We start from the raw sequence: 24896 nt of genomic DNA, 5'->3' as shown, positions 1-24896 counted from the left end.
GTTTAGTATTAATTGTTTTAATCGCTGTTTTAACTAGTTGTAAGGCTTACAAGCAGGACATCATGTTCAAACTCGATGATAAATTCACTGAGGAAGATTTAGCACGGGCTACAGAGGCAGCCGAAACCAATTATATTTTGAAGGCCAATGATGCATTTCTCTTGGATGTTTTCACAAATAATGGAGAAAGGTTGATTGACCCCAACCTCGAAATGGTAAGTATTCCAGGCCAACAACAGCAGCTTTACAAGGACAACTTCCAATATATTATCCAAACAGATGGAATAGCGACCTTCCCAATGATTGGGGATATGAATCTTGCGGGAATGACCATGTTTGAAGCCGAAAAGAAGATTGCTGAAAAATTCAATGAAGTATATAAAGGATCATTTGTGAAAATTCGGATGACGAATCGGCGTGTTTTTGTTCTCGGAGCTCCTGGAGGTAGAGTTATTCCACTGCCCAATGAAAACATGAGCTTGATTGAAGTGCTTGCATCTTCTGAAGGTCTGGATTTAGGTGCCAAAGCTCAAAATATAAAGTTAATTAGGGGTGAAGATGTTTTTCGAATAAACCTGGCAACTATCAGCGGCATGAAAGAAACTAATATGTCTGTGGAACCGGGAGATGTTATTTATGTAGAGCCATGGAGAAGGCCATGGTTGGAAACCCTTCGGGATATATCTCCAGCTCTAAGTATAGTTTCAAGTGTACTCACCTTAATTGTTGTAGTCCAGAATTTGTAATGGAAGAACGTCTGCCACCACATCCCAATTCGGAAACCGAGAAAGATTTTTTCGAATCTTTTGATGTTGAACGTTTCTGGTATGTCCTTAAAAGAAGCAAGTTCTGGCTGATTGGTTTCATTATCATTACGACTGCACTTTCATACGTCTACGTTCGATACACAAAACCAGTATACAATTCAGAGTCAATCATCAAATTAGAATTTGAAAGTGAGGCTAACGTCTTAGGTCTGGTCGAAGTGGTGAATACCCAAGAACGCAATGAAATTTCAGGTGAAATTGAGCTGATTAAATCAAAGCTCTTTCTATCTAAGGTAGCAGCAGCAGCGAAGATGGATGTTTCCTACCACGTATATGGCAGGTATCTGACAGACGAGCGATATATCAATTCACCTTTCATTGTATCATACAAAATTTTTAATAGCGCTTATTACAATACACCTTTTGATGTTGAATTCGATGCTGAAGATTCCTTTTTCCTAACCTATATAAAGGATGGTGAAGAAGTAAGAAATGCCTACAACTTCAATGAAGAAATAAAGACTGAGGATTTTAACCTGCTCATTCAGCGGACAAGCTTTTTTAACTCAAACGATGGAAATAAGTACTTCTTTATCATTAGCAGTCGAGACGCGTTGATTGAAGAACTACAAACCAATCTTGATGTAGTTCCTGAGAATTTTAATGCCAAAACAATTAAGATATCCTACTCAGATTTCAATAGACAAAAAGCAAGGGATCTTGTAAGCCTAATCGATTCTTTATATCTCGACTATACCAGAGAGGTGAAGAACATTGCGATAGAGCAAAAAATAAATTTTCTTGACAATCAAATTCAAGGCACAGAAATCAAGTTATCAGAGTATGAAGACTATTTTGAGGACTTCACCATTGAAAATAGGACCACTGATCTTGGTCAGGATTTGAATCGAACCATTGAGCAACTTGCAATTTTGGATTCTCAGAGATATAGTCTCAAAAAAAATATAAAGGACCTTGATCTGATTCAGCTAAAGGTTGAAAAAAAAGGAGCAATTGTAATCAACCCCTTGCTGTTAGAACAGCTACCCAATGCGCTTAGTGAATCCATTAATGAATATTCAGAATTGCAACAGCAAAGAGAGCTGAAACTAGCTTCTTACAATGAAACTTCATACATCATAGGACAATTGGATAATCAACTTGATAAATCCAAATCAATATTGACTGAATTGTTGCAATCCTATGAAGAGACACTTGATGAGCGGCTGAAGCAAGTAGATAGAAGAAGAAATATTTTAGAAAATAATCTTTCGCAGCTGCCTTCCATGGGTACAGAGTATGGAAAAAATAGAAGATTATATGGATTGCAGGAAGAGTTTATGCTGTCTCTACAAACCTCCAAAATGGAGCTCGAAATCACTCGAGCAGGAACTGTTACAAAAAATGTAATATTATCACCAGCTTCATATCCAGAAAGCCCAATAAAGCCTCAAAAAGCACTGATTATCGGCGCTGGTTTCATGGTAGGTATGATTTTGAGTATTGCTTTCCTTTTGATCAGGTATTTAGCGCACAACAAAATTGCTGGTGTCAGAGAGCTTGAAAAGCTGGCAGCTGTCCCTGTTCTTGGAGCAATTCCTCAATACAAGAAAGAAAATTTAAATCAAACGTCTTTGGTTGTTAGGAAGGATTCAAAGAGCTCATTGAGTGAGGCTTTGAGAACCATTCGAACAAACATGGACTTCATCAGTACCAGTAGTGACTCTACCATTAGTGTTACATCAACAATTTCCGGTGAAGGGAAGACTTTTGTAGCTGCTAACCTTGGAGCTATAATGGCTATGACAGGCCAAAAGGTGTGTGTTGTGGATATTGACATGCGTAAACCCAAAGTACACCTTGCTTTTGGAGGTGTGAGTAGCGCCAACGGAGTAAGTACCATACTATCAGGAAAGAGTACGATAAAAGAAAGCTTGCAAGAGACACCGATTGATGGTCTGCATTTTATTGGTGCAGGACCTACACCCCCTAATCCATCAGAGCTTTTGCTTCAAAACTCATTCAAAAAAATGTTGGACGATTTGAATAAGAAGTTTGATGTTGTGATCCTTGACACACCTCCTGTAGGGCTGGTTACTGATGGAAGACTTGTGATGAAGTATTGCGACATTCAACTCTATATAGTGCGGGCAGATTATTCAAAGAGAAGTTTTATAAAAGTTCTGAATGATCTTAAAATAAGCTCTCAGTTTTCAAATCTTACGACCATCCTAAACTCAATCGATTCAACCCCTGGTTACGGTTACGGTTATGGCTATGGCTATGGTTATTATACAGATGAAGAGTCTAAAGTCAAAAAGGTAACTTCATCAGTTAAGAACCTTTTTTAACATGAAATTTTTTGGTAAAAAGTCTTTGACTTTAGATGTGGATATTCATTCTCATCTTATCCCAAACATCGATGATGGCTCTCAATCAATGGATCAGAGCATTGAAATGATAGAATCGCTAATCTCGCTTGGATTTAAAAAGGTTATTACAACCCCTCATATTCACCCAAACTACCCAAACACGCCCGAGATAATTTTAGCCGGCCTTAAGTCGTTACAAAAAGAAATATCAAAAATGAATCTTGATATTGAAGTTGAGGCTGCAGCAGAGTATTATATTGATGAAAAATTTCATCAAAAAGTAAAAGAAAAAAGCCTGATCTTATCCTTCGGAGGAAAACATGTTTTGATCGAAACTTCCTTTATAAACAAACCGTTTTTCTTCGATTCCGTAATTTTTGATCTTAAATGCAATGGATACATTCCTGTTCTCGCTCATCCTGAGCGTTACAAATACCTTGAGGGTAATATTGATTGGTTAAAGGAACTCAAAAGCATGGGTGTCATGTTGCAAGTAACCTTGGGATCATTAGGAGGTTATTATGGATCGAAACCTGAGCACATGGGGAAGCTGCTTTTGAAAAATGAAATGGTTGATTTTTTAGGTTCAGATTTACATAGATTCTCCCATTTAGAATATTTAGAAAAAGGTCTAAAAACTAAATACGTCCAACAATCCTTGAATAGAAATTGCATTAAAAATCAATTGCTTTTATGAGGGTGTGGAAAACTTTTTAGCCCATATTCCAAGGAATTTAAAGACATTTTCACCTAAATTCCTTTTAACATTTACCGCCCAATTTAATCTTCACCATGGCAGAAGAACATAAACGTAAGGAAGAGAGAGAGTTGATTCGAAAGTTTGAAGCATTCCTTAAAAACAAGGAAAATCATTTTTTTGACGAAGAAGCAATGATTCAAATTATTTGCTTTTACAGTGTACATGATAAACTAAAGCAGGCATTGAAAGCTGCCGACGTTGCACTGGATCAATTTCCTTACTCAATAGATTTAACCATTGAAAAATCAGACATTTTGGTAAAAATGGAAAGGTCTGACGATGCTGTGGATTTACTCGATGAAACGCTGAACATACAACCAAACGACCCTGAGCTTTTATTGCAAAAAGGTGCAATTCATTGCCTTCTATCTGAGTTTGAAGAAGCAATAGGAGCCTATGAGAAAGCCCTGTTGAACGTTGAGGAAAAGGACGAAGTATACTTCAGCATGGGAATGGCCTATCAAGGGATGGCTAAATACAAAGAGGCAGCAGAGCAGTATAAGTTGGCCATTGAAATCAATATGCTCAATGAGAACGCACTATATGAATTGGCTTACTGTCTCGATGTTTCAGGTGAGTTAGAGAGTAGCCTATCTTATTACCAAAAGTTTATTGATCAGGACCCGTATTCTGAATACGCATGGTACAACTTAGGTATAGTTTACAATAAACTGGCAAGATTTGAGGAAGCAATTGATGCATACGAATATGCTACTGCAATAGATGAGGAGTTTAGTAGTGCATGGTTCAACATGGGAAATGCGCTAATGAATCTGGGAAAATATGATCAGGCGCTAGCTGCATATTTAAAAACATACGATCAAGAGGGAGCTTCACCGGAGACGTATTGCCATATAGGCGCTGCATACGAAAAGCTACAGCAGCTTGAGCTGGCCATTAAATATTATCAAAAGGCGACAAAGCTGGATCAACTATATCATGAAGCATGGTATGGTGTTGGTGTATGTCTTGCGCTACAAGAAAAGTGGTATGAGGCTATACATTTTCTAAACAAAGCATTGAAAATAGATGCTGAAAATGTTCTCTATTGGAAAGCTGTTGCTGATGCGGAATATAAAACCGGAAACTTGGTTTCATCAATAGAAGCGTATAGGGAAGCTAGCGAAATGGATTCAGAGGATCCGAAGATTTGGCTCGACTGGTCAATGGTATATTATGAACAAGGAAACTATGATGAAGCGATCTCTGTATTGGAACAAGGGCTTGATGAATGTCCTGACAATGCAGAAATGTATTATCGAGGAGTAGTTTATTTGATAGGTTCGGGCAGCTACAAAAATGCAATTAACAGACTGGAAACAGCCCTAATTCTTGATTTTGAGGCACATGAAGCGCTTTTTGACTTCTTTCCTAATCTCCCAACCCAAAAAGCTTTGTACCGAATTATTGATCAGTTTCGGCAGGATAAAAAATAAACTTTGATCGTCTAAAGATAATTTCTGATTTTTGAGGCTTGTTTTTTTTGAGCGACAAAAATCCTAAATGAATTATCATCTAAACAACTTACCCGAAAGGACAAATAAACCAAGGACCGAGGGCTACACTATGGTCATGGATAAAGGCCTCAGTTTGAGAGAAGTAGAGGACCTAATAGAATCCAGCGGAGAGTATATTGATATTGTTAAGTTTGGCTGGGCTACATCATATGTCTACCCAAAACTCAAGGAGAAAATTGCCTTATATAAATCGGCTGGAATTCCTACCTATTTTGGAGGAACCTTATTTGAAGCCTTTATTGTTCGAGAGCAGTTTTCAGATTACCAAAAAATACTGGATGAGTTCGGTATGGAGTACGCAGAGGTTTCCGATGGCTCCTTGGTCATGGATCATGATAAAAAATGCGAATACATAAGAATTCTTGCAAAGCAAGTAACAGTTCTAAGCGAAGTTGGCTCGAAAGATGCAGCAAAGATTATCCCTCCATATAAATGGATTGAGCAGATGAGCACTGAATTAGAAGCCGGCGCATGGAAAGTGATTGGAGAGGCACGAGAAAGTGGAAATGTGGGGCTTTTCAGAGATTCAGGAGAGGTTCGACAGGGACTTGTAGAAGAGATATTAACGCAAATTCCAACCGAAAAGATTTTGTGGGAAGCACCACAAAAAGCTCAGCAGGTATGGTTTATTAAACTGTGCGGTTCCAATGTTAACCTTGGCAACATCGCACCAAATGAAGTTATCCCATTAGAAACAATCAGACTTGGTCTCAGAGGCGATACTTTTAGTCACTTTTTATAAGTCCTAATGGATAAACTCAAACTTTTCCTAAAGGGTGTCGCCATGGGAGCTGCAAATGTAATTCCTGGTGTCTCTGGAGGAACTGTAGCCTTCATTACCGGCATTTATGAGCGTCTGATAAATGCGCTCAAGAATATAGATCTTGAAGCTATCAAACTTTTTTTTAACGGTCGATTTAAGGAATTCGCCCAAAAAATAGATTTTAGCTTTTTGGTGGTTCTCTTTCTTGGTGTTTTCGTCAGTATTTTGAGTCTGGCGAAGCTGCTGGAGATCGCATTTGATCAATACGAAACCCTCACACTATCATTTTTCTTTGGGCTCATCGTTGCATCAGTTTTCGCGGTTTCACGTCAGATTGGCAAAACTTCATTCGCGGTAATAATCTCATTTATCATAGGATCAGCCATTGCCATCGCTATAGCGTTTCTTCCGCCCGCTCAGCCCAATGATTCATTTGTCTACCTTATCCTCTGTGGTGTGGTGGCAGTTTGTAGCATGATCCTGCCAGGTTTATCTGGATCTTATGTGCTATTACTCATGGGTAATTACCTCCTTGTGTTGAAAGCAATCAGTGCACTAGAGATTAAGATTCTTGCACCTATTGCGATAGGGTGTGTTTTGGGACTTGTCGTCTTGTCTCGGCTGCTAGCATTCCTTTTCAGCAAATTCAAGGACGTTACTATTGCAATTCTTAGCGGGTTTGTCGCGGGCTCGCTTTTGATTATTTGGCCCTGGAAAATTGCATTAACCGAAATTTTTAATGGGAAAGAAAAAGCCATCGGATATATATGGCGATTACCAGAATTAAATTCAGAACTTGCCTATTCATTATTTTTTATCATCGCTGGGTTCTTGATGGTTTTTTGGATGGAACGAAAATCATCAACATCTGAAAAGTAGTTAGGCAGGCTTGGATTCTTAATATAACTTTAATCTAATATGACACGCTTTGGATTAATTGGTTATCCTGTTGAACATAGTTACTCTCAGAATTTCTTCTCCGAGAAATTCAAAAAGCTCAAACTGAAAGATCACGTGTATGATCTATTCGAGATGGAGTTCTTGAATGAATTCCCGGCTCTTTGGCTCAAGCATTCGGACCTAAAAGGTCTCAATGTTACCGTGCCACATAAGGAAAACGTTGTAAAATATCTGGATAAACAGGATTCTAGTGCCATCAAGGTTGGTGCGGCTAATGTCATATTAAAAAAAGGGGGAAAGCTCATCGGATATAATACGGACTATATGGCATTTCGAGAATCCCTCAAGTCATGGATCGGTGATTTCAAAGGGGAAGCCTTGATTCTTGGTTCGGGAGGAGCTTCTAAAGCAGTTCAGGCAGGGCTCACGGATCTAAATATTCCATACAATCAGGTAAGTAGAACCAGCAAGGGAGGAGATTATACCTACGATCAAATAAAGGCAAATTCTGAAATCATCTCCCGCTTTAAATTGATCATAAACACTACGCCACTTGGCATGTTTCCAAACAATGAATCGATACCGGATCTTCCATTTAAACTAATATCGAAAGGCACTTTTTTTTATGATTTGATCTACAATCCTGAAGAAACAGCGTTTATGAAAGAAGGGAAAAATAACGGAGCAAAAACTAAAAACGGGATGGAGATGTTGGAGCTTCAGGCAGAAAGATCCTGGGATATTTGGAATAGCTAATCAATGGAATTTAAACTGGTTTCGGAATACAGCCCGACGGGCGATCAACCTCAAGCGATTAAACAAATTGTAGAAGGAATTGATGAAGGAGAAGCGGCGCAAACGCTCTTGGGAGTAACAGGATCAGGGAAGACCTTTACAATGGCCAACGTGATCCAGCAAGTCCAAAAACCAACGTTGGTGCTAAGTCATAACAAGACACTTGCGGCTCAGCTCTATGGTGAGTTTAAGCGGTTTTTTCCGGATAATGCTGTCGAGTATTTTATCTCCTATTATGATTACTATCAACCAGAAGCCTACATTCCTACCAGCAATGTGTACATTGAAAAAGACCTTTCAATTAACGATGAAATTGAGAAGCTGAGACTCAGCGCATCCTCAGCTTTACTTTCAGGGCGAAGAGACGTCATCGTAGTAGCTTCCGTTTCATGCATTTATGGTATTGGTAATCCGGAGGAGTTTGGAAAAAACGTAATCAAGGTTCAGGAAGGAGATGTCATTCCAAGAAATAAGTTTCTATTTAGCCTAGTTGATATTTTGTATAGCCGAACGGAGGCTGAGTTTAAGCGCGGAACTTTCAGGGTCAAAGGCGACACAGTGGATGTTTTTGTCGCTTATGCAGACTTTGCTTACAGATTTATATTTTGGGGTGACGAGATTGAATCCATCCAGCGGATTGACCCGATCACTGGTGAGAAACAATCAGATGAACGCATCATCACAATTTTCCCGGCAAACCTATTCGTGACTAGCAAAGATCATCTACAGGTGGCTATCAAAGAGATTCAGGATGATATGGTAGAGCAGGTGCAGTTCTTCGAGGATGAACGAAGATTTTTAGAGGCGAAACGACTAAAGGAACGAACGGAGTTTGATCTTGAGATGATTCGTGAAATTGGCTATTGTTCCGGCGTAGAAAACTATTCCAGATATTTTGACAGACGCTCACCGGGAAGCCGACCATTCTGCCTTTTGGATTATTTTCCAGACGACTTTCTGATGGTTATTGATGAAAGCCATGTAACCGTGCCGCAGGTGAGAGGTATGTGGGGAGGAGACAGAGCACGAAAGGTAAATCTGGTAGACTATGGTTTTAGACTGCCATCTGCCATGGATAATCGTCCGCTGACTTTCAACGAATTTGAGGACATGCTCAATCAGGTAGTGTTTGTAAGTGCTACTCCAAGTGAATATGAGTTGCGAAAATCAGAAGGTGTGATAATCGAACAATTAATACGTCCAACAGGACTTTTAGATCCTGTAATTGATGTTCGACCGAGTCAGAATCAGATAGATGACCTGATGGAGGAAATTCAGCTGCGCATAGAAATGGAAGACCGTGTGCTGGTAACCACGCTGACCAAACGCATGGCAGAGGAGCTCACAAAATACTTACTCAATGCTGGCATCAAAACCAGGTATATACACTCTGAGGTAGATACGTTGGATCGTGTGGAAATTTTGCGAGAACTGAGACTAGGCGTATTTGATGTGCTCGTGGGTGTAAATCTTCTGAGAGAAGGTCTTGACCTACCCGAAGTTTCACTTGTAGCTATTCTGGATACAGATAAAGAAGGATTCCTGAGGAACGAACGCTCGCTGGTTCAGACGATTGGGAGAGCGGCTCGTAACGATCGAGGCAAGGTGATTATGTATGCAGATAAGGTGACAGGCTCCATGAAACTCGCCATCGATGAAACCAACCGACGGAGAAATATCCAGATGGAATACAACAAGAAGCATGGCATTACGCCTGTTTCTTTGAAAAAGAATAGAGAAGAAATACTTCGGCAGACTGGCGTAGCGGACAAGAAAAAAGGAGCTAAAAAATATTATATCGAGGAGGAGCAATCACTTGCCGCAGATCCGGTTGTTTCATACATGTCCAAGGAGCAACTGGCCAAGCTAGTGAATGAAACCCGAAGAAAAATGGAGAAAGCAGCCAAAGATTTAGACTTCATGGAAGCAGCACGGTTGAGAGATGAGCTGCAGGAAGCGGAAAAAATGCTCAAAAAAAGTAAGTAGCTTCTTTGGAATTGCCATCATCCTAATTAAACTTACTTTCGAAATAGACAATCATCCCAAAAGATTAATCTTTTTCCTAACAAATTCCCCTAATTTCTTATGTCAAAAATTACTGCATTCGGCACATACGTACCGGAAAAAATCGTAGACAATCATTATTTCGAAGAGTTTATTGATACCAATGATGAGTGGATCATCTCGCGTACGGGCATTAAAACCCGACGATTTTCAAAAGATGGTGAGTTTGCCAGTGACCTGTCTGTAAAGGCAGTAGAAAATCTGGTTAAGAATAGTGGAGCAGACATATCTGATGTAGACTTCATTGTAGTATGCACTACATCTCCCGATCAGCCCATGCCCAATACAGCTTCTCGCGTGCAATACAAGCTTGGAATTAAGAATGCGGGTTGCAACGATATATATGCTGCATGTGCCGGCTTTGTCTATGGACTACAGATAGCACATGGTTTCGTAAACTCCGGTGTGTATAAGAAAGTACTTGTGATCGGGAGTGAAACGCTGAGCAAAATAATGGACCTTCAAGATCGTACTTCCTGCATCCTATTTGGGGATGCAGCAGGAGCCGCATTGGTGGAGCCGAGTGAGGAAGAGCACTTTCTGGCGTTCAATTCCGGAACAAACGGAGATTTGGGTCACGACCTATACCTGAGTCATAAAAAGAATAGCATCAATGGTGTAGGCATCAACCCACATGGAAAGATTGTTCAGAATGGACGATCCGTTTTTAAATGGGCAGTCGGGAACATTCCGATAAAAATCAGGGAGCTGGCAGCCAAAGCAGGCCTGACGCTGGACGACATAGATTACATTGTCCCACACAGTGCCAATCTTCGAATTATTGAGGCGATAGCTAAGAATCTGGACTATCCGATGGCCAAAATCCCTGAAAGTGTAACAGAATTTGGAAACACTTCTTCGGCCTCAATTCCATTAGCAATTGATAAGTCTGCCGCTAACGGCGGCATCAAAAAAGGGGATACGCTATTACTGATAGGTTTCGGCGGTGGATTGACCTTTGCTGGCACCATCCTTAAGTGGTAAAAAAGTCATTCCCATGGCGGCTGTTTTTTTAAAATATGCTTTGGTGAATCGCTGAAAGTGTTACATTTGTGATACTACTAGGCGGTAGTAAGTTTTTTCCCGATGCTAGTCGGGATTGGTGGTGAACAGAGCGGGCTAACTTGTCCGCTCTTTTTTTATGCCTAATTCAAAGAGATTCTGAGTGCTCCATCTTCTTTCAAGGAGTGAATTTTCAGGCCATGCTCTGCAGCTTGTTTTTTTATTTTACGCGAGTAATAAATTGAATTTTTGGTGCTGATGATGAGGTTGTCAAAGATGAAGTGATTTTGTAACCACGTGAGACTTTTTATTGCTCCATTATTGATGATAATATGATCAGTTTCTATCATCGCATTGAAATCAAGGTGGAAAGTGGTGGAATCGAAAATGATGAATTTTTGATTCCCGATAGATCCATATCTAATTACATCCTTCTCTGTAAAATGGGCTTCCTCGAAGCTCTTCATGCTCTCGCGTATCGGTCTTAAATGAGAATGGAGTCTATATGGATCAATTTGATAGGACAGCATATCAAGTTCCTCGTCAGAGTAAAACTCAATGTACAGCATGGCAGCATGGCCTTGTATGTAATCAATGGCTAGCCTATCTGATAGTTCATAAACTATAAGTTCGTTTTGAAGTGCCTGATGCTGATGACTGGTCCAGCCCCACGTGAGTTGTCCCAAAATTAGTGTTCCAGATACCATAAGCGTACGGAAGGCTCCAAAATGAAGGGCAGCAATAAGTGTAAAAACGATTGCATAAGTAAAAATCAACCCAACCCAATCCATATAAATCCACTCAATAAGACTATTGGGAAGTAGGTGAACATAGCTAATAAGCTCATTGATAATCCAAATAAACTTTTGAAGAATCTGTCCGCAAAGCTGACCTATGGCTGAAGAAAAGGACCCCATCAAAATCATGAATATGCCGCCTGTGAGCATCAGAAAAGATGCTGGAATAACGATTAGGTTGGAGATAAGAAAATAGGTAGGAAATTGATGGAAATAATAGGCCGTTAAAGGGAAGGTAGCTAATTGAGCTGCAATTGATACACAGGTAATGGCCCACGCTTTGTCCATCAATAGGTTGTGGATATTTATTGACTTATACAATTTGGGCTGCAGGTATACAATCCCAATTACCGCAGCAAATGACAATTGAAAGCCAACAGAATAAATAAAATGTGGGTCGAACAGGATTAGAATGAAGGCGGCAAGGCCAAGCGAATTATAAATGTTGGTTTCTCTCACCGAGGCTTCTCCGATTGCAACAAATGAGAACATCGTTGCAGCTCGCAATACTGAAGGACTAAGCCCGGTGACACATGCATAAAGCCAAATAAGGAGGATGCTGATGGCTCCAAAAAGGTATCGGCCCATTAAGCCGGTTTCCCTGAGCCGGCCGAAAATGAGTTTTATTATCATGAAGATTATGCCAACATGCAACCCGGAAACAGCCAAAACGTGCATCGCTCCAGCCGCTGAATACGCTTTCTTCATGTCATTGTCCAGGTGATCTTTTATACCTAAAAGCAGTGCTTTGGCAATTCCATTTTCTCGCGGCTGAGGAATGAGATCGTCAATGATTTGATTGGCTTTACCCCTGAGTTTGAAAGACCAACGCAAAATAGGATTAATCGATTCGTGACCGGCTACATCGACATCAGCGGCCTTTACAAATGCATGAGCATAGATGTTTTGCCTTTCCAGGTATTTTTTATAGTTGAATTCAGCTGGGTTTCCTGGCTCTTGAATGGAATAAAATGCACCAAATACATTGACACGATCGCCATATTGGAGTGGAAACGCCGCTGAATCTTTATATATGTAAAGATGAATCGTTCCCTCGGTAGAGATTAGAGAATCCGTGGTGACTATTTGACTCAAGCTTAGCTCGTACCTAAAATGATTTTCCCGCTCGTTGATCGGACTGATGATCAATCCGGAAAAGCCTTTTTTTCTGACTTCCAGATTTTTGTAATGTGAAGCCGGATGATCATGGTATTTATTTTTTACTAGAAATCCGCCGAGAAAGGATATCACAAAGAGACATAAAAGGCCATTTAGGTGTCGAAGCTTATGAAAGCCTATTTTTTTGGAGAAGTAGACACTAATGCTGCAAAATAGAATACCAAGCATCAGGATTGTGGTTGGTTGCTTCCAAAGCAAAGGATACTGCTCAAAGGCAATGACACCAAGAATAAGCGCAATACTTAAGCGAACGAACGGATAAGAATTCCAGAAAAACACCCATGCATTCTAGGTGGCATGCATGCTCCTAGTCGGTCACAAATGGATAGGTTGATTCCGGTTTACGATTTGTATACCTGATTAGATGGAATAAGTCTTGATAGAGTGAACAAAAATTTTGAATCGTCATTCCTGAGACTGACGAAGGAAGGATTCAGGAATCTCAACCCCATGCAATGACTAAGATTCCGGTATTTCTCATTCTTCGAAAACCGGAATGACGCCAGAAATTTTAGTTTTTACCATTCAATCTGAAGCAGATACATGATTCAAAAATCTTTCTTCGTGTGTCATGCCGGACTTTGATCCGGGATCTTTATTACTCTTAGGGCTTTAGTAGACCCTAAAACAAAATTTTGAACCGTCATTCCTGAGACTGACGAAGGAAGGATTCAGGAATCTCAACCTCATGCAATGACTAAGATTCCGGTATTTCTCATTCTTCGAAAACCGGAATGACGCCAGAAATTTTGGTTTTTACCACTCAATCTGAAGGAATACATGATTCAAAAATCTTTCTTCGTGTGTCATGCCGGACTTGATCCGGCATCTTCAGTTACTACACTCTGACTTTAGGATTAAGTCTTGACAGAATATCTAACAATTGCATGAGAAGTCCAATCAATTATCAACCACGACCCTAGCTGCCAAATATCCCTGATAAAAAGATGGATTTGACCTTTTGAACCGCTTCATCAGGTTGTCCATTTTCAAGTCCAATAGTTCGCTGGTCTGGGAAAAGACTTCTTCTAAAGTTCCGGTAGCAACTGAAGAGGCAATGCGGTATTGCCTCGGTTTGCCATGCAGAGCAAGAAAGTTGTCCATGCTGGATTTCAGGTCAGTGATCTGGTCAATGGTCATTCCATAATCTACCAAGTCTTCTAGCTTATCCGTGAGAAGCTCGATTGTTTCATTGATTGTGATGATGAAGTCTTCGTTACGTAATCGGAGTAATTCCCGAAAGCTTTTGGCTGCTTTACTTTCCAACTCAGCATTGGCATTTATAGCTGCATAGGCCTCCAGGGTATCATTCAGGATATCGGCCTTCTCAGCGATCAGTTTCTTCTGCATTTGTTTGTTGTGGCCCACAAAGACCTTCGCAGCCTGTTGTGCTTCCTGGTTTTCGGTGATTTGTAGCAGTAAATCGTCAAATTGATTCTTAAGCATGTTAATAATAGGAATGGGCCCCCAGATAGTTGTGGTTCCATCCATATATGCTTGTGTGGCGTCAAACATGTTGCTTCGATTGATCTGTTGTTGTGTCATAGTTCTTATTTTTTTGATGAATTGCGAAGCTATGAGTCGTAATTGATGGTACGGTATAGCACAAGGTGCACTTTAGGTATACTGGTGCGATTAGCTGGACAAGTGATGAGATGACCTTGACAGGTAATGATCAAGCCTTGACATACAACAAGCATTCTTTGACGCTTAATTTGAGGACATTGACAGATGATTAGATGACTTTGATACTCAATAAGATACTACTGCGCCTGACGAGAACTTTTTGACATACAAGGAGAAGGCTTTGACGTATGATGAGACGTTCGCAGCGTATAAGCAGCGATTTATGACGCTTATGAGTTCTTTAGCTCTTTAAAGAAGTCTTCGATAGTGACGCCTAGTGCGTTTAAGATTTTCAGGAGTGATTTTATTGTCAGATTCGCTTCCCCCTTTTCAATGTTCCAATAATACGAGCGACTAAATCCAATTTGAATGGCAAACTTTTCGTAGTTCTTGATGCCTTTGCTCTCTCTTATGGATCGAATCTTAATACCAATTTGCTTTTGAAGGCTTTCGATATTGTTAGGTGAATTTTCTGTGCCCATTGTAGACCAAAGGTCTACCCGATACCCTATTAAAAGTACTCTATATATCGAGTGTAATTTCTAGTTTAGTAAAATGAACTACAAGAACCTCACACCTGAGATGATTCAGGCATTTGATGATTTCCTGGATTTGGTAGATGTGCACGCGTTTCGAAAAAACTTACGTGAAATATTCTTCTACTACCTCATCCATGAGTATGAGGAGCTTCCGTCAGATTTCGGGAGGTTTACAGAGGATATGGGGTTTTTGTTTGGGTTGTTGGAGAGGGTTGAGGGTCACTAAAATGAGCGTGAACGATAATTTTGAACCGTCATTCCTGAGACTGACGAAGGAAGGATTCAGGAATCTCAACCCCATGCAATGACTAAGATTCCGGTATTTCTCATTCTTCGAAAACCGGAATGACGCCAGAAATTTTAGTTTTTACCATTCAATCTGAAGCAGATACATGATTCAAAAATCTTTCTTCGTGTGTCATGCCGGACTTTGATCCGGGATCTTTATTACTCTTAGGGCTTTAGTAGACCCTAAAACAAAATTTTGAACCGTCATTCCTGAGACTGACGAAGGAAGGATTCAGGAATCTCAACCTCATGCAATGACTAAGATTCCGGTATTTCTCATTCTTCGAAAACCGGAATGACGCCAGAAATTTTGGTTTTTACCACTCAATCTGAAGGAATACATGATTCAAAAATCATTTTACTCACCCTCTTTTCTTATTGCTTGTCCTACTAATGAGGAAACTCAGTGGAATTTGAGGATCTCAAGATACCTGCCTACAACACTCTCCACATCAAATAGTGCATGATCCCGCACTCGTCGAACTGGTCGCCTTTGGTCTCAAATCCAAATTTCAAATAGAGGGGAACGGCGGGTAGCTGGGCATGCATGTAGAGATAGGTGCCGGGCTTGGTTGCTTTGGCCAGGTCGTCCATTACAGCTTGTACAATCGCGGTGCCTAAGCCTTTGCCACGCATGGTTTTCTTGGCCGTGAAGCGCTCCAGCTTGATGCCTTTGTCTGTATGTCGCCAGCGTGCAGAGCCTACGGGCTCATCGTTTTCATCCAACGCCACAAAGTGGTGTGACTCGTCTTCAAACTCATCAAATTCTTCTTCAGCAGCTACTTCCTGCTCCACCACAAATACTTCTTCACGAATCTGGAAGGCTTTCTTTAGCAGCTCTTCATTGGTCGCCTTTAGTACTTTGAAGGTCATATTTATTGTATGCTTTTATGATTGCTTTCACGAGTTTGTGGCGCACCACGTCTCGTTCGTCCAGGTTTACAAACCCAATGCCTTTCACTTCCTTGAGTACGCGCATGGTCTCGATCAGGCCGGAGGTTTGCTTTTTCGGCAGATCAATCTGCGATATATCACCTGTGATTATCACTTTGGATTGCGGTCCCATCCGTGTCAAAAACATTTTGATCTGCATGGGTGTGGTATTCTGCGCTTCGTCCAGCAGGACATAGGCATCGTTGAGTGTGCGTCCACGCATGTAGGCAAGTGGTGCTATTTCTACTATGCCATTTTCCTTGTAGTAGCGCAGCTTTTCTGCCGGGATCATGTCGCTGAGTGCGTCGTAGATCGGGCGCAGATACGGATCTATTTTTTCTTTCAGGTCACCGGGAAGGAAGCCAAGATTTTCTCCTGCTTCTACGGCCGGTCGGGTAATGATGATCTTTTTTACATCCTTGTTTTTGAGCGCCCGCACTGCAAGTGCTACGGAGATGTAAGTTTTTCCGGTTCCGGCGGGTCCGATCGCGAATACCAGATCATTTTTTTCTACCGCTGCTACAAGTTTCTTTTGATTGACAGTTTTTGGAACGATGCGCGTGCCACGCGTGCCATGCACCAATGCGCTTGCCTGTGGACCAGCTTCAATGGTGTTTTCCTCATTGTCCACAAAGTCCTTGACGTTTTCGGCAGTCACTTTACCATATTCATGATAATGCGTGAGCAGGGAGTTCAGAATTTCATTGATCTTCAGGATCTGAGGAGCAGAACCCTTGATGCGGATTTCATTTCCACGACTGACGATCTGGCTATCAGGAAAGGCTGTAGCGATCGTTTTGATGTTCTGATTTTCGATTCCAAGGAAGTCAACCAGGGAAACATTTTCAAGTGTAATTATTTTTTCCAGCAATAGATATTTTGGTTAATGCTTCAAGCGTAAATTACTTATTGATTGCAATATTCTTTTCCAATTTCATTCTGTTTTTTTGCGATAAACCGCGACGTTTATCAACTCACTGTGTGAGTAAAATATATAGCTTTGTAAGAACAAATGTAAGCTGAAATCCCCCAAATGGCGTTAATCACCTTCATGTCTGATTTCGGGACAGTAGACCACTACGTGGCTGCTGTGAAGGCTGCTATTGTATCCGAGTTACCAGCCCAGCCAATTACCGACATCACGCACGACATTCGACCATTCGACATTTCGCATGCTGCCAATGTTCTTCGCAATGTATACAAGGATTTTCCTGCAAAAACGGTTCACATCGTGGCTGTGGATGCGATGCGTGAGAAGTCCAAAGCGCTGGCCATTGAGCTGGATGGACATCTATTTGTTGGTTTTGATTCTGGAATTTTCAGCCTGGTTTCTGAGAAGAAACCGGATCAAATTGTCGTTTTGGAGAACGGCCTATCCACCTTTCCCGCAAAAGATGTATTGGCCAAAACTGCCTTGCAGCTCGCGAATGGAAAAAGCCTGAAGGACGTGGGGACTTTGATTGGAGAAATGACTGAGCTCTATGCGCGTCAACTCAAAGTGACCAAACGGGAGATTGCAGGCCATGTGGTTACTGTGGATCGATACGGGAATCTGATTACGAATATTAAAAAATCTGAGTTTGAAAAAATCCTGGAGATTAATGGCACAAGTGTGAAATATCTGGTGCGTTTTGGAAGGGAGGTGTTTCCTCAATTAAACACGTATTTCAGTGATGTGGAGTCCGGCGATTGCTATGTTTTGTTTAATTCTTCTGATCAATTACAAATTGGAATAAATAAGGGAAATGCTTCCGAGCTGCTGGGTTTGTCTGTTGATTCTCCGGTGCTCATTGAATTTACAACTGAATAACTATGCTGATACGTATTGTGCGAATGGATTTTGATCCGGAGAAAGTGACTGATTTTTTGGCACTTTTTGAAACTGTAAAAGAGAAAATTGCAACGTTTCCCGGCTGTGCTCATTTGGAACTCTGCAAAGATGCTAAGCTGAATCATGTCTATTATACCTTCAGCAAATGGGAAGGTGAAGATGACCTGGAAGCGTATCGCCATTCTGAATTATTCACAGATACGTGGGCGAAAACAAAGGTGCTTTTTGGTGGAAAACCAATGGCTTATTCGCTCTTACCGGATGCTAATTGAGTTAATTCCTCACTTCAATCACTTTCGTCTCGTGTATTAGCTCGCCAAACTGATTCACACCTTGCACATCTATCAATAATTCAGTTTGTCTGTCTGTTGTATAAAATGAGAGATTTTCTTTGGCATTCACCAGAGTGACATTTGGATTCCAATAGACTGTTGATCTGAGGTCTTTGAAGGAATCGGTTGGGCTGAGCCTGGAATAATCAGGATGTCGAAATTCCTTGTATGCATAATAGCCGTTTTTATAGATAAAGCTTGTTGTGAGTGGATCACTATTGGTACTGTAATTGGGCGAACCTCTTTTGGTAAAGTATGCAATCACTCCATTTTGGCCTCTTGCTCCATAGACCGATGCTGCTGCTCCCGTATATACTTCAACAGACTCAATATCACCGGGATTTACGGCGCCTAAGCCATCTGGTGTCATTGGCACATTGTCCACAAGAATGAGAGCGGCTTGCGATTCATAAGAGGCTCCAGGATTGGTATATCCTCGAAGAATCACATACACAGCGTTTGGATCCATTCCTCTACTCGCTCTTACGAAGGTGAGACTGGGAACTCTGCCCCGCACGATATCATAAACGTGTCCAAACGTTTCTCTACCACCTATTTCACTTGTTTTTAGTGAGTAATTCCCTTTTCCCAAAGCGGATTTTCTGGGATCAATTTTCTCTTCTCTCTGTACAGATACGACTACTTCATTGAGCAAGGTATATTTACCGAGATCTGTTACTTGATTTCTTTCAAAAGCGATTTGTAGCGTCTCAGGTGTCACACTTTTTTGGTTGGTTGCGAGCTCGTCTCTTACAAAAGGGAGCGCTTTACTTTCTTGGTAGCTGCTATCAATTTTGAAGATTGGATTTGCAATTTTTCCTCCGGCATCCATCGCCTTCAGGATGAGGTTGGTTGTATCGGTAATTCCGAGTTTGGCAAATTGAAAATTGCCAAAAGCATCGGTTTTGGAATTGTACAATTCACCATTATCCTTATTTAAAAGGATCAGATCGGTGTTGTCAAACGGGGAGCCATTTTTGGTTGTAACTGATCCGGAAATTGACACATCATCGGTTAAGTTTTCAAGAGGCTTGGGATAAAAAAATTCATTCCAATCGAATCTGCGCCATCCGTATATCTGCATAAAGAGATCAGGTGCTGTTCTGAAGTTTTTTAAGAAAATTGGGGCCTTACTGGTTGGTATGGGGATGTCGGTATCGGCAAATATTTTAAAGTAGCTAGCTATGTCAACGGAATGGTCAGACTGATCAAGATCCAGCACCGAAATAGAGAGATCGGTATAAACGGAATCAGGATATTTATAGCCTAAGGATAATGCCAGATTAACCTTTTCTCTTTTGCTATAGACTGTTTTTTCTGTTTCAATAGCAATTAAAGAATCAGCATTGTCCTCACTTGGAATGTAAAAAAGCCGCTCAGCTAATGGCCTTTTTTTGCTATCAAAGATGGTGATATGGTTGATTCCCGTACTTAATTGTTCTTTATCAAAAGTGTATTCCTGATCTCTGGTTGTATTTAGATTTTCAAAGAAAAATAAGCGACCGGAATTATGAATGAGGATGTATAAATCAGTATCACCATATATCTCCGAAACAGTAACTTCAAACTTGATCTGGGCTTCATTTTCTAGCCTGATGGAAACCCCTTCATCGATCGCATCCGGTAGCCAAAACTTATTGTCTACACCATCAATGAGCGCATAATATTTTTGTTTGGAATCAGCTTTTATGATGAAGGTTCCCATGCCGGAAACAGTAGAAGAAAAAGAAGTGATCTTTTTATCCTTTTCGGAAAAAATAGTCCCGGTAATATTATTCGCATTGGATTGAAAAGCTACTTGTGTTTTTATCCCGTCAATTAGCTCACCACTTTCCGGAAAGAAAAGCAGGGTAGTATCTTCCTTTTTTGCTTTGGAATCAGCAGAGAGGTTTTCGTCTTCAAAGGAGAATATTTGGATTTTTCGTACGAAAACCTGGTCTAAAGAATTCGTGTACGCTTTCAGGAAATAGTCTCCGGTACTAATTGAATCAGAAAGGATGAAGCTACCATTGGCTCCACTATTAATGGATTTTAGCCGATGTTTTTTTAGGATGTTTTTATTCGAGTCTAGTAATTCAACATGGATGACGTCTTGGTCATAGACAGGCTTATTATTTATGGCATTCACAAGATATCCTCTCATCCAAATTGTTTCGCCCGAGTAGTAAGTCTCTTTGTCCGTTCTTAGAAAAGTCTTGAGCGGCTCTTTATCCGAATAACTTGTAAATGAGTTGATAAAGCTGGCACGTAAGGCTTGATCAGCTTTCTTCTTGATCAGCATTTCTCCATCAATGAGGTATTCTTTGGGCAAGAGTGTGGTGACTCCTTCTTCAGCTAAATAGCCACCGATTTTTAGCTTGGAGGGATCGTTTAGAATGCCATATGAATTGAATAGAATTTCCTCATTTGGGGTTTTTGTGAGAAGCGACAGTTGTGGCGCTCCATGCGTATACTCATATTGATACTCCAATAAAATAGGCTCTTTCAGCTCAAGCCGCCACAGGTCTCCTTTTCTGGAGATATTTACTAGTTCTTTTAATGATACCTGAGATTTTTTATAAATGTTTTCCGCTTGATTTTCTCTGCCAACGCTCCTCACACTGAAGCCTGCATCCACTGTGTTACTTTCAACAAGACTCCTGAGAAAGTGAGCAACTGATCCGAGGTAGGCATCTTTTCTATTTTGTATCCATTTGCTTTCCTGCTTTTCATTTGCGGGCTTAAGAATTTCAAAATGAAAATATCCCTTGTAGTCAAATATGTCTCCATTGCGGATAAATTTGTCGAGGTTCATTACCATGTGGAAACCAAGAGCTTTATTCACTATTTCCAATGGTTCTTCGGCTGTCGCGATAAACTGATTTTTATCTCCTGTAAATGTCACGACCCAGGGATTGCTTATCTCACAATACCTGGACATTGGAATTTCGCCAAGGAGATCTCGTTCAAATCGTTTAAGTTGATTCTCCCATTCTCTGTCTCTTTTTATGACAACTTCCAGATCTTCTAACTTCTTTTTGTTTTCTACCAGCCGGATTGACAGGTTTTCTAGGTTGTCATCAATTTGGAGGGTTTTGGTTTGAGTTGTGTAGCCTACGAAAGAGATCACAAGTTCGTATTGGCCGGCCTCCACATCTTTCAATGTGAAACTCCCATCTTCATTGGTATATACTCCTTTCAATGATCCTGAAAAATAGACATTGCAATAGGGTAGAGGAGCTCCGGTATTCGCATCTTTAACAACGCCGGAAATTGTAAATCCCGAGCTGTTGGCGGTGTTCAGTAATTCTTGAGAGAGAGCGGTTAAACACGGCAATATCAGAAGCAAGCAACATATGATTGCCTCGATGCGAAAATTCCTCATACTTTACAACTATACTTAGTGGATTAAGATAAGGATATAAACTGCTCAAACCCTTAATTCAAAGCAAAAAAAACCCCCAACTCGACCAAAAGTTGGGGATACCAAAACCTAAATGACTGAGTCATAGGTTGACTCTGGACCAGTTAGATGTCTTTAATCTTTTTTGACTGAACTAAGTCCAGCACTATTTGAGGATACTCGTGCACTTCCTCGATATCGAATCTTGCTTGCGCCGGTAGCCGATGCTTGCAATTCGTTTCTTGCATAGACTTTTGCGGAAGAAGCTCCTACAGCATTAATGTCAGCATCCTCTGCTTCGAAGTTGAATGCATCAAGTTCTGAAGCTCCTACAAGGTCAACTTCCAGGTCTTCTCCACTTCCTATCAGAATTAACTCAGATGCACCTGCCAAATCAGCCTGCAAATATTTGGCTGTGATGTTAGCCCAAACTTTAGATGCTCCTGCAATTTCTATTGAAAGGTCAGCGTTTTCAAAGTCACGAATTTCACCATCGCAAGCACCTGTGGCTTTGAAGTACTCAAGCTCAGGCATGCGTATAAATACCTTTATTTTATCTCGTCGATTTCGTTTTTTCCACCAGTCCTTATTCTTTCCATACCTGATCTCGAGCTCATCGCCACTCTGTGAGAGGTATACATCATCAAGATCATCCTCATCGCCCTCAAGTCTTACTGAGAAATCTTCATCCTGAATAATTTCGAAATCAAAGAGGGAGATCAACTCCACCTCATCGAAATCACGGAATTGATATTCCTGCGAATCCGAACCCGAAGATCTCTTTCTATTGTCGTATTTTCTATCCGAATCTTCACATGTCAGGCAGCGAAGACCATTTCTTTCAAAAACCCATTCATTATCACCCAGGTCGCTTGAGTTATAGTCATGAATCCAAAGTGTATTTCTTAAGATCTTCCTCAAGTCATAGTCCATGGTGAAGACCTTGCCATAAGGAATATAAAATGTTGCGGACACATCTTGAAAGCGGAATGGAGCATCACCAAACGTGATTTCAGAGTCGAACAATAGCGTGTTGCCCTCCTGCGTCACTACATAGTCAACGGCTTCTCCATTGTCACGTGCATTATTTCTAGAATAGCCACGTGAATCAAAATCCATTTCCAATAAATAAGCAGATGAATCCTCGTGCCCTCGGATTTTAAGATCGACACTATTGTATCGATCCCAGTCCAATTCATTGAGCTTCAATTGGGCAACTCCTTCATACACCTCGAAAGTTTGTTCTTCCTTGTAAGTTCCCTCGGTGCTGTAATCTCTGATAATTGTTGGAACAGATACGGCAAGCCCGATCATGCCCAGCAGCCATAGTCCAAACATGCTCCATGCTACAAATGCACTGGTCACTTTTTTCTTTAGGATGATAACCAGCCCGAGCATGAGGATAGCCAGTGAAGGAATCATCGAAACCATATATGAAGAGATTACCGCAATCGTACTCAAAGAGCCGAATATTTCTTCTGCAGGAAAATCCCCGAATTGCACCCATGAATCCATCGCACCACCAACGCCTAGTAAAACCGCCAGAGAGATGGTAAACGAGATCATCAGGACAAAGCCTAAAAACACCAGGAATACACCAACAGCTATTCTCAGTACTTCCACTCCAACCTTCAGTAGTGGTCCCAACACCTCCCCAAGTGCTTTAAAGATCATGGCAATCAGTCTGAATGGGAAAAGAAGGATTTTTACGAATACGTTTTCTTCTCCCTCTTTCATATTGAGATTTTTCTTCAAATTCTCCTCAATGTTGCTGATGGTTACAGGCTCTCCCTGCATTTGCATTTTCTCCGTCAGGGATCTAGCTTCAGGTGTTATAATCCAGAGTATCAAATACACTAGTAGGCCTGCTCCACCCAGGAATATGGATATTACAAACAAAACTCTTATCACAACCGGATCTGTGCCAAAATAGGATGCAATACCTCCGGATACACCTCCCAACACACGATCGTCTGTGCTGCGGAATAATTTTTTTATTGCTTTATCGTCATCCAATTGGTCGCTGGCAGGCACCGCAATCCAGAGAATGATGTATGCTAAAAAGATGAAGCCACTCAATCCCCAAAAGAATATGTTGAAGAGGAAGGCCAGCATCAGTAGTCGAATCCAGATCGGATCCATACCAAAATAGTTGGCAATACCTGAAGCTACTCCACCAATGACTTTGCGTTTAGAGTCTCTATATAATCGTTTTGATTTTTCGTAAGTGCTTTTTGGTTCTTCCTGCTTCTCATCGGCTGTTGTCTCCTCAGAAGTTTCTTTAGCTTTTTCCTCACTTTTCTCCTCAGGTTCGCTTTCGATGGTTGCTTCGAAATCCTTGGTTGTACCCATCGTGGCGATCAAATCATTGACATCTTCTTGATTAATGATTTGCTTGCCTTCATCCAGTTTGGAAAGGAATATTTCAGCAATTCGCCCTTCGATATCAGCGATGATTTCTTTGCTATCTTCAAAAGAGGAAAAGTATTTATTGACTGAATCGAGGTAACTCTTCAGTTTGTCATACCCATCTTCTTCGATGTGGAATATGATACCGCCAATGTTGATACTTATATTCTTTTTCATGTGTTGTGTCTTTTTGTTGAGGTCACATTCAATTGGCCGTTAGGCTATTTCATGCTTTCTTCTTCGTGTTTTTTTTCGCGATGATTTTTTTGGTTGAGCTTACTAATTCGGTCCATGTCTGGTCCAACCCACCAAGGAAATTTTCACCTTCCTTAGTAAGCGTATAGTATTTGCGTGGAGGTCCGGAGTTTGATTCTACCCACTTATAGTCTACAAGACCGGCTTTTCTCAGTCTTGTCAAAAGTGGATAAAGTGTTCCTTCTACAACCATGATTTTCGCGGAGGTCAGTTCTTCCAACATATCGGAAGCATAGACTTCTCCTCTGGAGATTATATGTAAAATACAAAACTCCAAAATCCCCTTTCTCATCTGAACCTGTGTGTTTTCAATATTCATATGTCTTTCTATGTTTTCTGAAGGCCATATGTAACGCGCATTTGTAAATACTCATTTTCATTTTAG

20 protein-coding genes are annotated in these 24896 nt (G+C 40.8%); 12 read left to right on the top strand and 8 right to left on the bottom strand.

The window, feature by feature from the left end:
* Positions 1-62 precede the first annotated feature (62 nt).
* The 9 genes from ACL8WY_RS06595 (at position 63) to ACL8WY_RS06555 (ending at position 10922) form a co-directional block, all read left to right on the top strand.
* Positions 63-746, top strand: coding sequence for a polysaccharide biosynthesis/export family protein (locus tag ACL8WY_RS06595; protein WP_436517636.1), 684 nt, complete (start codon positions 63-65; stop codon positions 744-746).
* Entirely contained in the window at positions 746-3118 is a 2373-nt protein-coding gene (locus ACL8WY_RS06590; RefSeq protein ID WP_436517635.1) for a GumC family protein, read from the top strand. Before ACL8WY_RS06595 ends, ACL8WY_RS06590 begins: the two co-directional genes overlap by 1 nt.
* A gap of 1 nt (position 3119) precedes the next feature.
* Positions 3120-3836, top strand: coding sequence for a tyrosine-protein phosphatase (locus ACL8WY_RS06585; protein ID WP_436517634.1), 717 nt, complete (start codon positions 3120-3122; stop codon positions 3834-3836).
* A gap of 95 nt (positions 3837-3931) precedes the next feature.
* Complete coding sequence (locus ACL8WY_RS06580) at positions 3932-5335, top strand: tetratricopeptide repeat protein (RefSeq protein ID WP_436517633.1); 1404 nt, start codon at positions 3932-3934, stop codon at positions 5333-5335.
* A gap of 67 nt (positions 5336-5402) precedes the next feature.
* Entirely contained in the window at positions 5403-6158 is a 756-nt protein-coding gene (locus ACL8WY_RS06575) for a phosphosulfolactate synthase (RefSeq protein ID WP_436517632.1), read from the top strand.
* A gap of 6 nt (positions 6159-6164) precedes the next feature.
* The gene (locus tag ACL8WY_RS06570; RefSeq protein WP_436517631.1) at positions 6165-7058 is read left to right on the top strand and encodes a DUF368 domain-containing protein; all 894 of its coding nucleotides are present in this window, start codon (positions 6165-6167) and stop codon (positions 7056-7058) included.
* Between the two features lie 39 nt (positions 7059-7097).
* Positions 7098-7835 carry a shikimate dehydrogenase family protein gene (locus ACL8WY_RS06565; RefSeq protein ID WP_436517630.1) on the top strand — a complete coding sequence of 246 codons (738 nt, stop codon included), beginning with the start codon at positions 7098-7100 and terminating at the stop codon, positions 7833-7835.
* Between the two features lie 3 nt (positions 7836-7838).
* On the top strand, positions 7839-9860 hold the full coding sequence (uvrB, locus tag ACL8WY_RS06560) for an excinuclease ABC subunit UvrB (RefSeq protein WP_436517629.1): 2022 nt from the start codon (positions 7839-7841) through the stop codon (positions 9858-9860).
* Between the two features lie 99 nt (positions 9861-9959).
* Positions 9960-10922 (top strand): ketoacyl-ACP synthase III, encoded by a 963-nt coding sequence (locus ACL8WY_RS06555; protein ID WP_436517628.1) that lies wholly within the window; start codon positions 9960-9962, stop codon positions 10920-10922.
* 161 nt (positions 10923-11083) lie between these two features.
* Here the strand turns inward: ACL8WY_RS06555 and ACL8WY_RS06550 are convergent, their stop codons facing one another.
* The 3 genes from ACL8WY_RS06550 to ACL8WY_RS06540 all read right to left on the bottom strand — a co-directional run bounded on the left by ACL8WY_RS06550 (position 11084) and on the right by ACL8WY_RS06540 (position 15024).
* On the bottom strand, positions 11084-13195 hold the full coding sequence (locus tag ACL8WY_RS06550) for a ComEC/Rec2 family competence protein (protein ID WP_436517627.1): 2112 nt from the start codon (positions 13193-13195) through the stop codon (positions 11084-11086).
* 621 nt (positions 13196-13816) lie between these two features.
* Complete coding sequence (locus tag ACL8WY_RS06545; RefSeq protein WP_436517626.1) at positions 13817-14461, bottom strand: hypothetical protein; 645 nt, start codon at positions 14459-14461, stop codon at positions 13817-13819.
* Positions 14462-14772: 311 nt separating this feature from the next.
* Positions 14773-15024 carry a helix-turn-helix domain-containing protein gene (locus ACL8WY_RS06540; RefSeq protein ID WP_436517625.1) on the bottom strand — a complete coding sequence of 84 codons (252 nt, stop codon included), beginning with the start codon at positions 15022-15024 and terminating at the stop codon, positions 14773-14775.
* A 73-nt stretch (positions 15025-15097) separates the two neighbouring features.
* Here ACL8WY_RS06540 and ACL8WY_RS06535 point away from each other — a divergent pair, with 73 nt between their 5' ends.
* Positions 15098-15307 carry a hypothetical protein gene (locus ACL8WY_RS06535; protein WP_436517624.1) on the top strand — a complete coding sequence of 70 codons (210 nt, stop codon included), beginning with the start codon at positions 15098-15100 and terminating at the stop codon, positions 15305-15307.
* A 497-nt stretch (positions 15308-15804) separates the two neighbouring features.
* On the opposite strand, the gene ACL8WY_RS06530 is transcribed toward ACL8WY_RS06535, so the two are convergent.
* Both ACL8WY_RS06530 and ACL8WY_RS06525 read right to left on the bottom strand, forming a co-directional pair.
* On the bottom strand, positions 15805-16242 hold the full coding sequence (locus ACL8WY_RS06530) for a GNAT family N-acetyltransferase (RefSeq protein ID WP_436517623.1): 438 nt from the start codon (positions 16240-16242) through the stop codon (positions 15805-15807).
* Complete coding sequence (locus ACL8WY_RS06525) at positions 16211-17173, bottom strand: PhoH family protein (RefSeq protein WP_436517622.1); 963 nt, start codon at positions 17171-17173, stop codon at positions 16211-16213. Before ACL8WY_RS06525 ends, ACL8WY_RS06530 begins: the two co-directional genes overlap by 32 nt.
* Positions 17174-17335: 162 nt before the next feature.
* Here ACL8WY_RS06525 and ACL8WY_RS06520 point away from each other — a divergent pair, with 162 nt between their 5' ends.
* A complete protein-coding gene (locus ACL8WY_RS06520; protein WP_436517621.1) occupies positions 17336-18112 on the top strand; it encodes an SAM hydrolase/SAM-dependent halogenase family protein in 777 nt (258 codons plus the stop codon).
* A gap of 2 nt (positions 18113-18114) precedes the next feature.
* Positions 18115-18405 carry a putative quinol monooxygenase gene (locus ACL8WY_RS06515; RefSeq protein WP_436517620.1) on the top strand — a complete coding sequence of 97 codons (291 nt, stop codon included), beginning with the start codon at positions 18115-18117 and terminating at the stop codon, positions 18403-18405.
* A gap of 1 nt (position 18406) precedes the next feature.
* Here the strand turns inward: ACL8WY_RS06515 and ACL8WY_RS06510 are convergent, their stop codons facing one another.
* The 3 genes from ACL8WY_RS06510 to ACL8WY_RS06500 form a co-directional block, all read right to left on the bottom strand.
* Positions 18407-21829, bottom strand: a complete 3423-nt coding sequence (locus ACL8WY_RS06510; RefSeq protein ID WP_436517619.1) for a carboxypeptidase regulatory-like domain-containing protein — start codon at positions 21827-21829, stop codon at positions 18407-18409.
* A gap of 153 nt (positions 21830-21982) precedes the next feature.
* Positions 21983-24433 (bottom strand): PspC domain-containing protein, encoded by a 2451-nt coding sequence (locus ACL8WY_RS06505; RefSeq protein WP_436517618.1) that lies wholly within the window; start codon positions 24431-24433, stop codon positions 21983-21985.
* A 49-nt stretch (positions 24434-24482) separates the two neighbouring features.
* Positions 24483-24830: a PadR family transcriptional regulator gene (locus ACL8WY_RS06500; protein WP_436517617.1), complete on the bottom strand. Its 348-nt coding sequence runs from the start codon at positions 24828-24830 to the stop codon at positions 24483-24485.
* Between the last annotated feature and the right edge of the window lie 66 nt (positions 24831-24896).

This window comes from Ekhidna algicida, from assembly GCF_051379705.1.
Classification (GTDB): Bacteria; Bacteroidota; Bacteroidia; order Cytophagales; family Cyclobacteriaceae; genus Ekhidna.
This window is presented reverse-complemented; position numbering and strand designations above follow the sequence as displayed.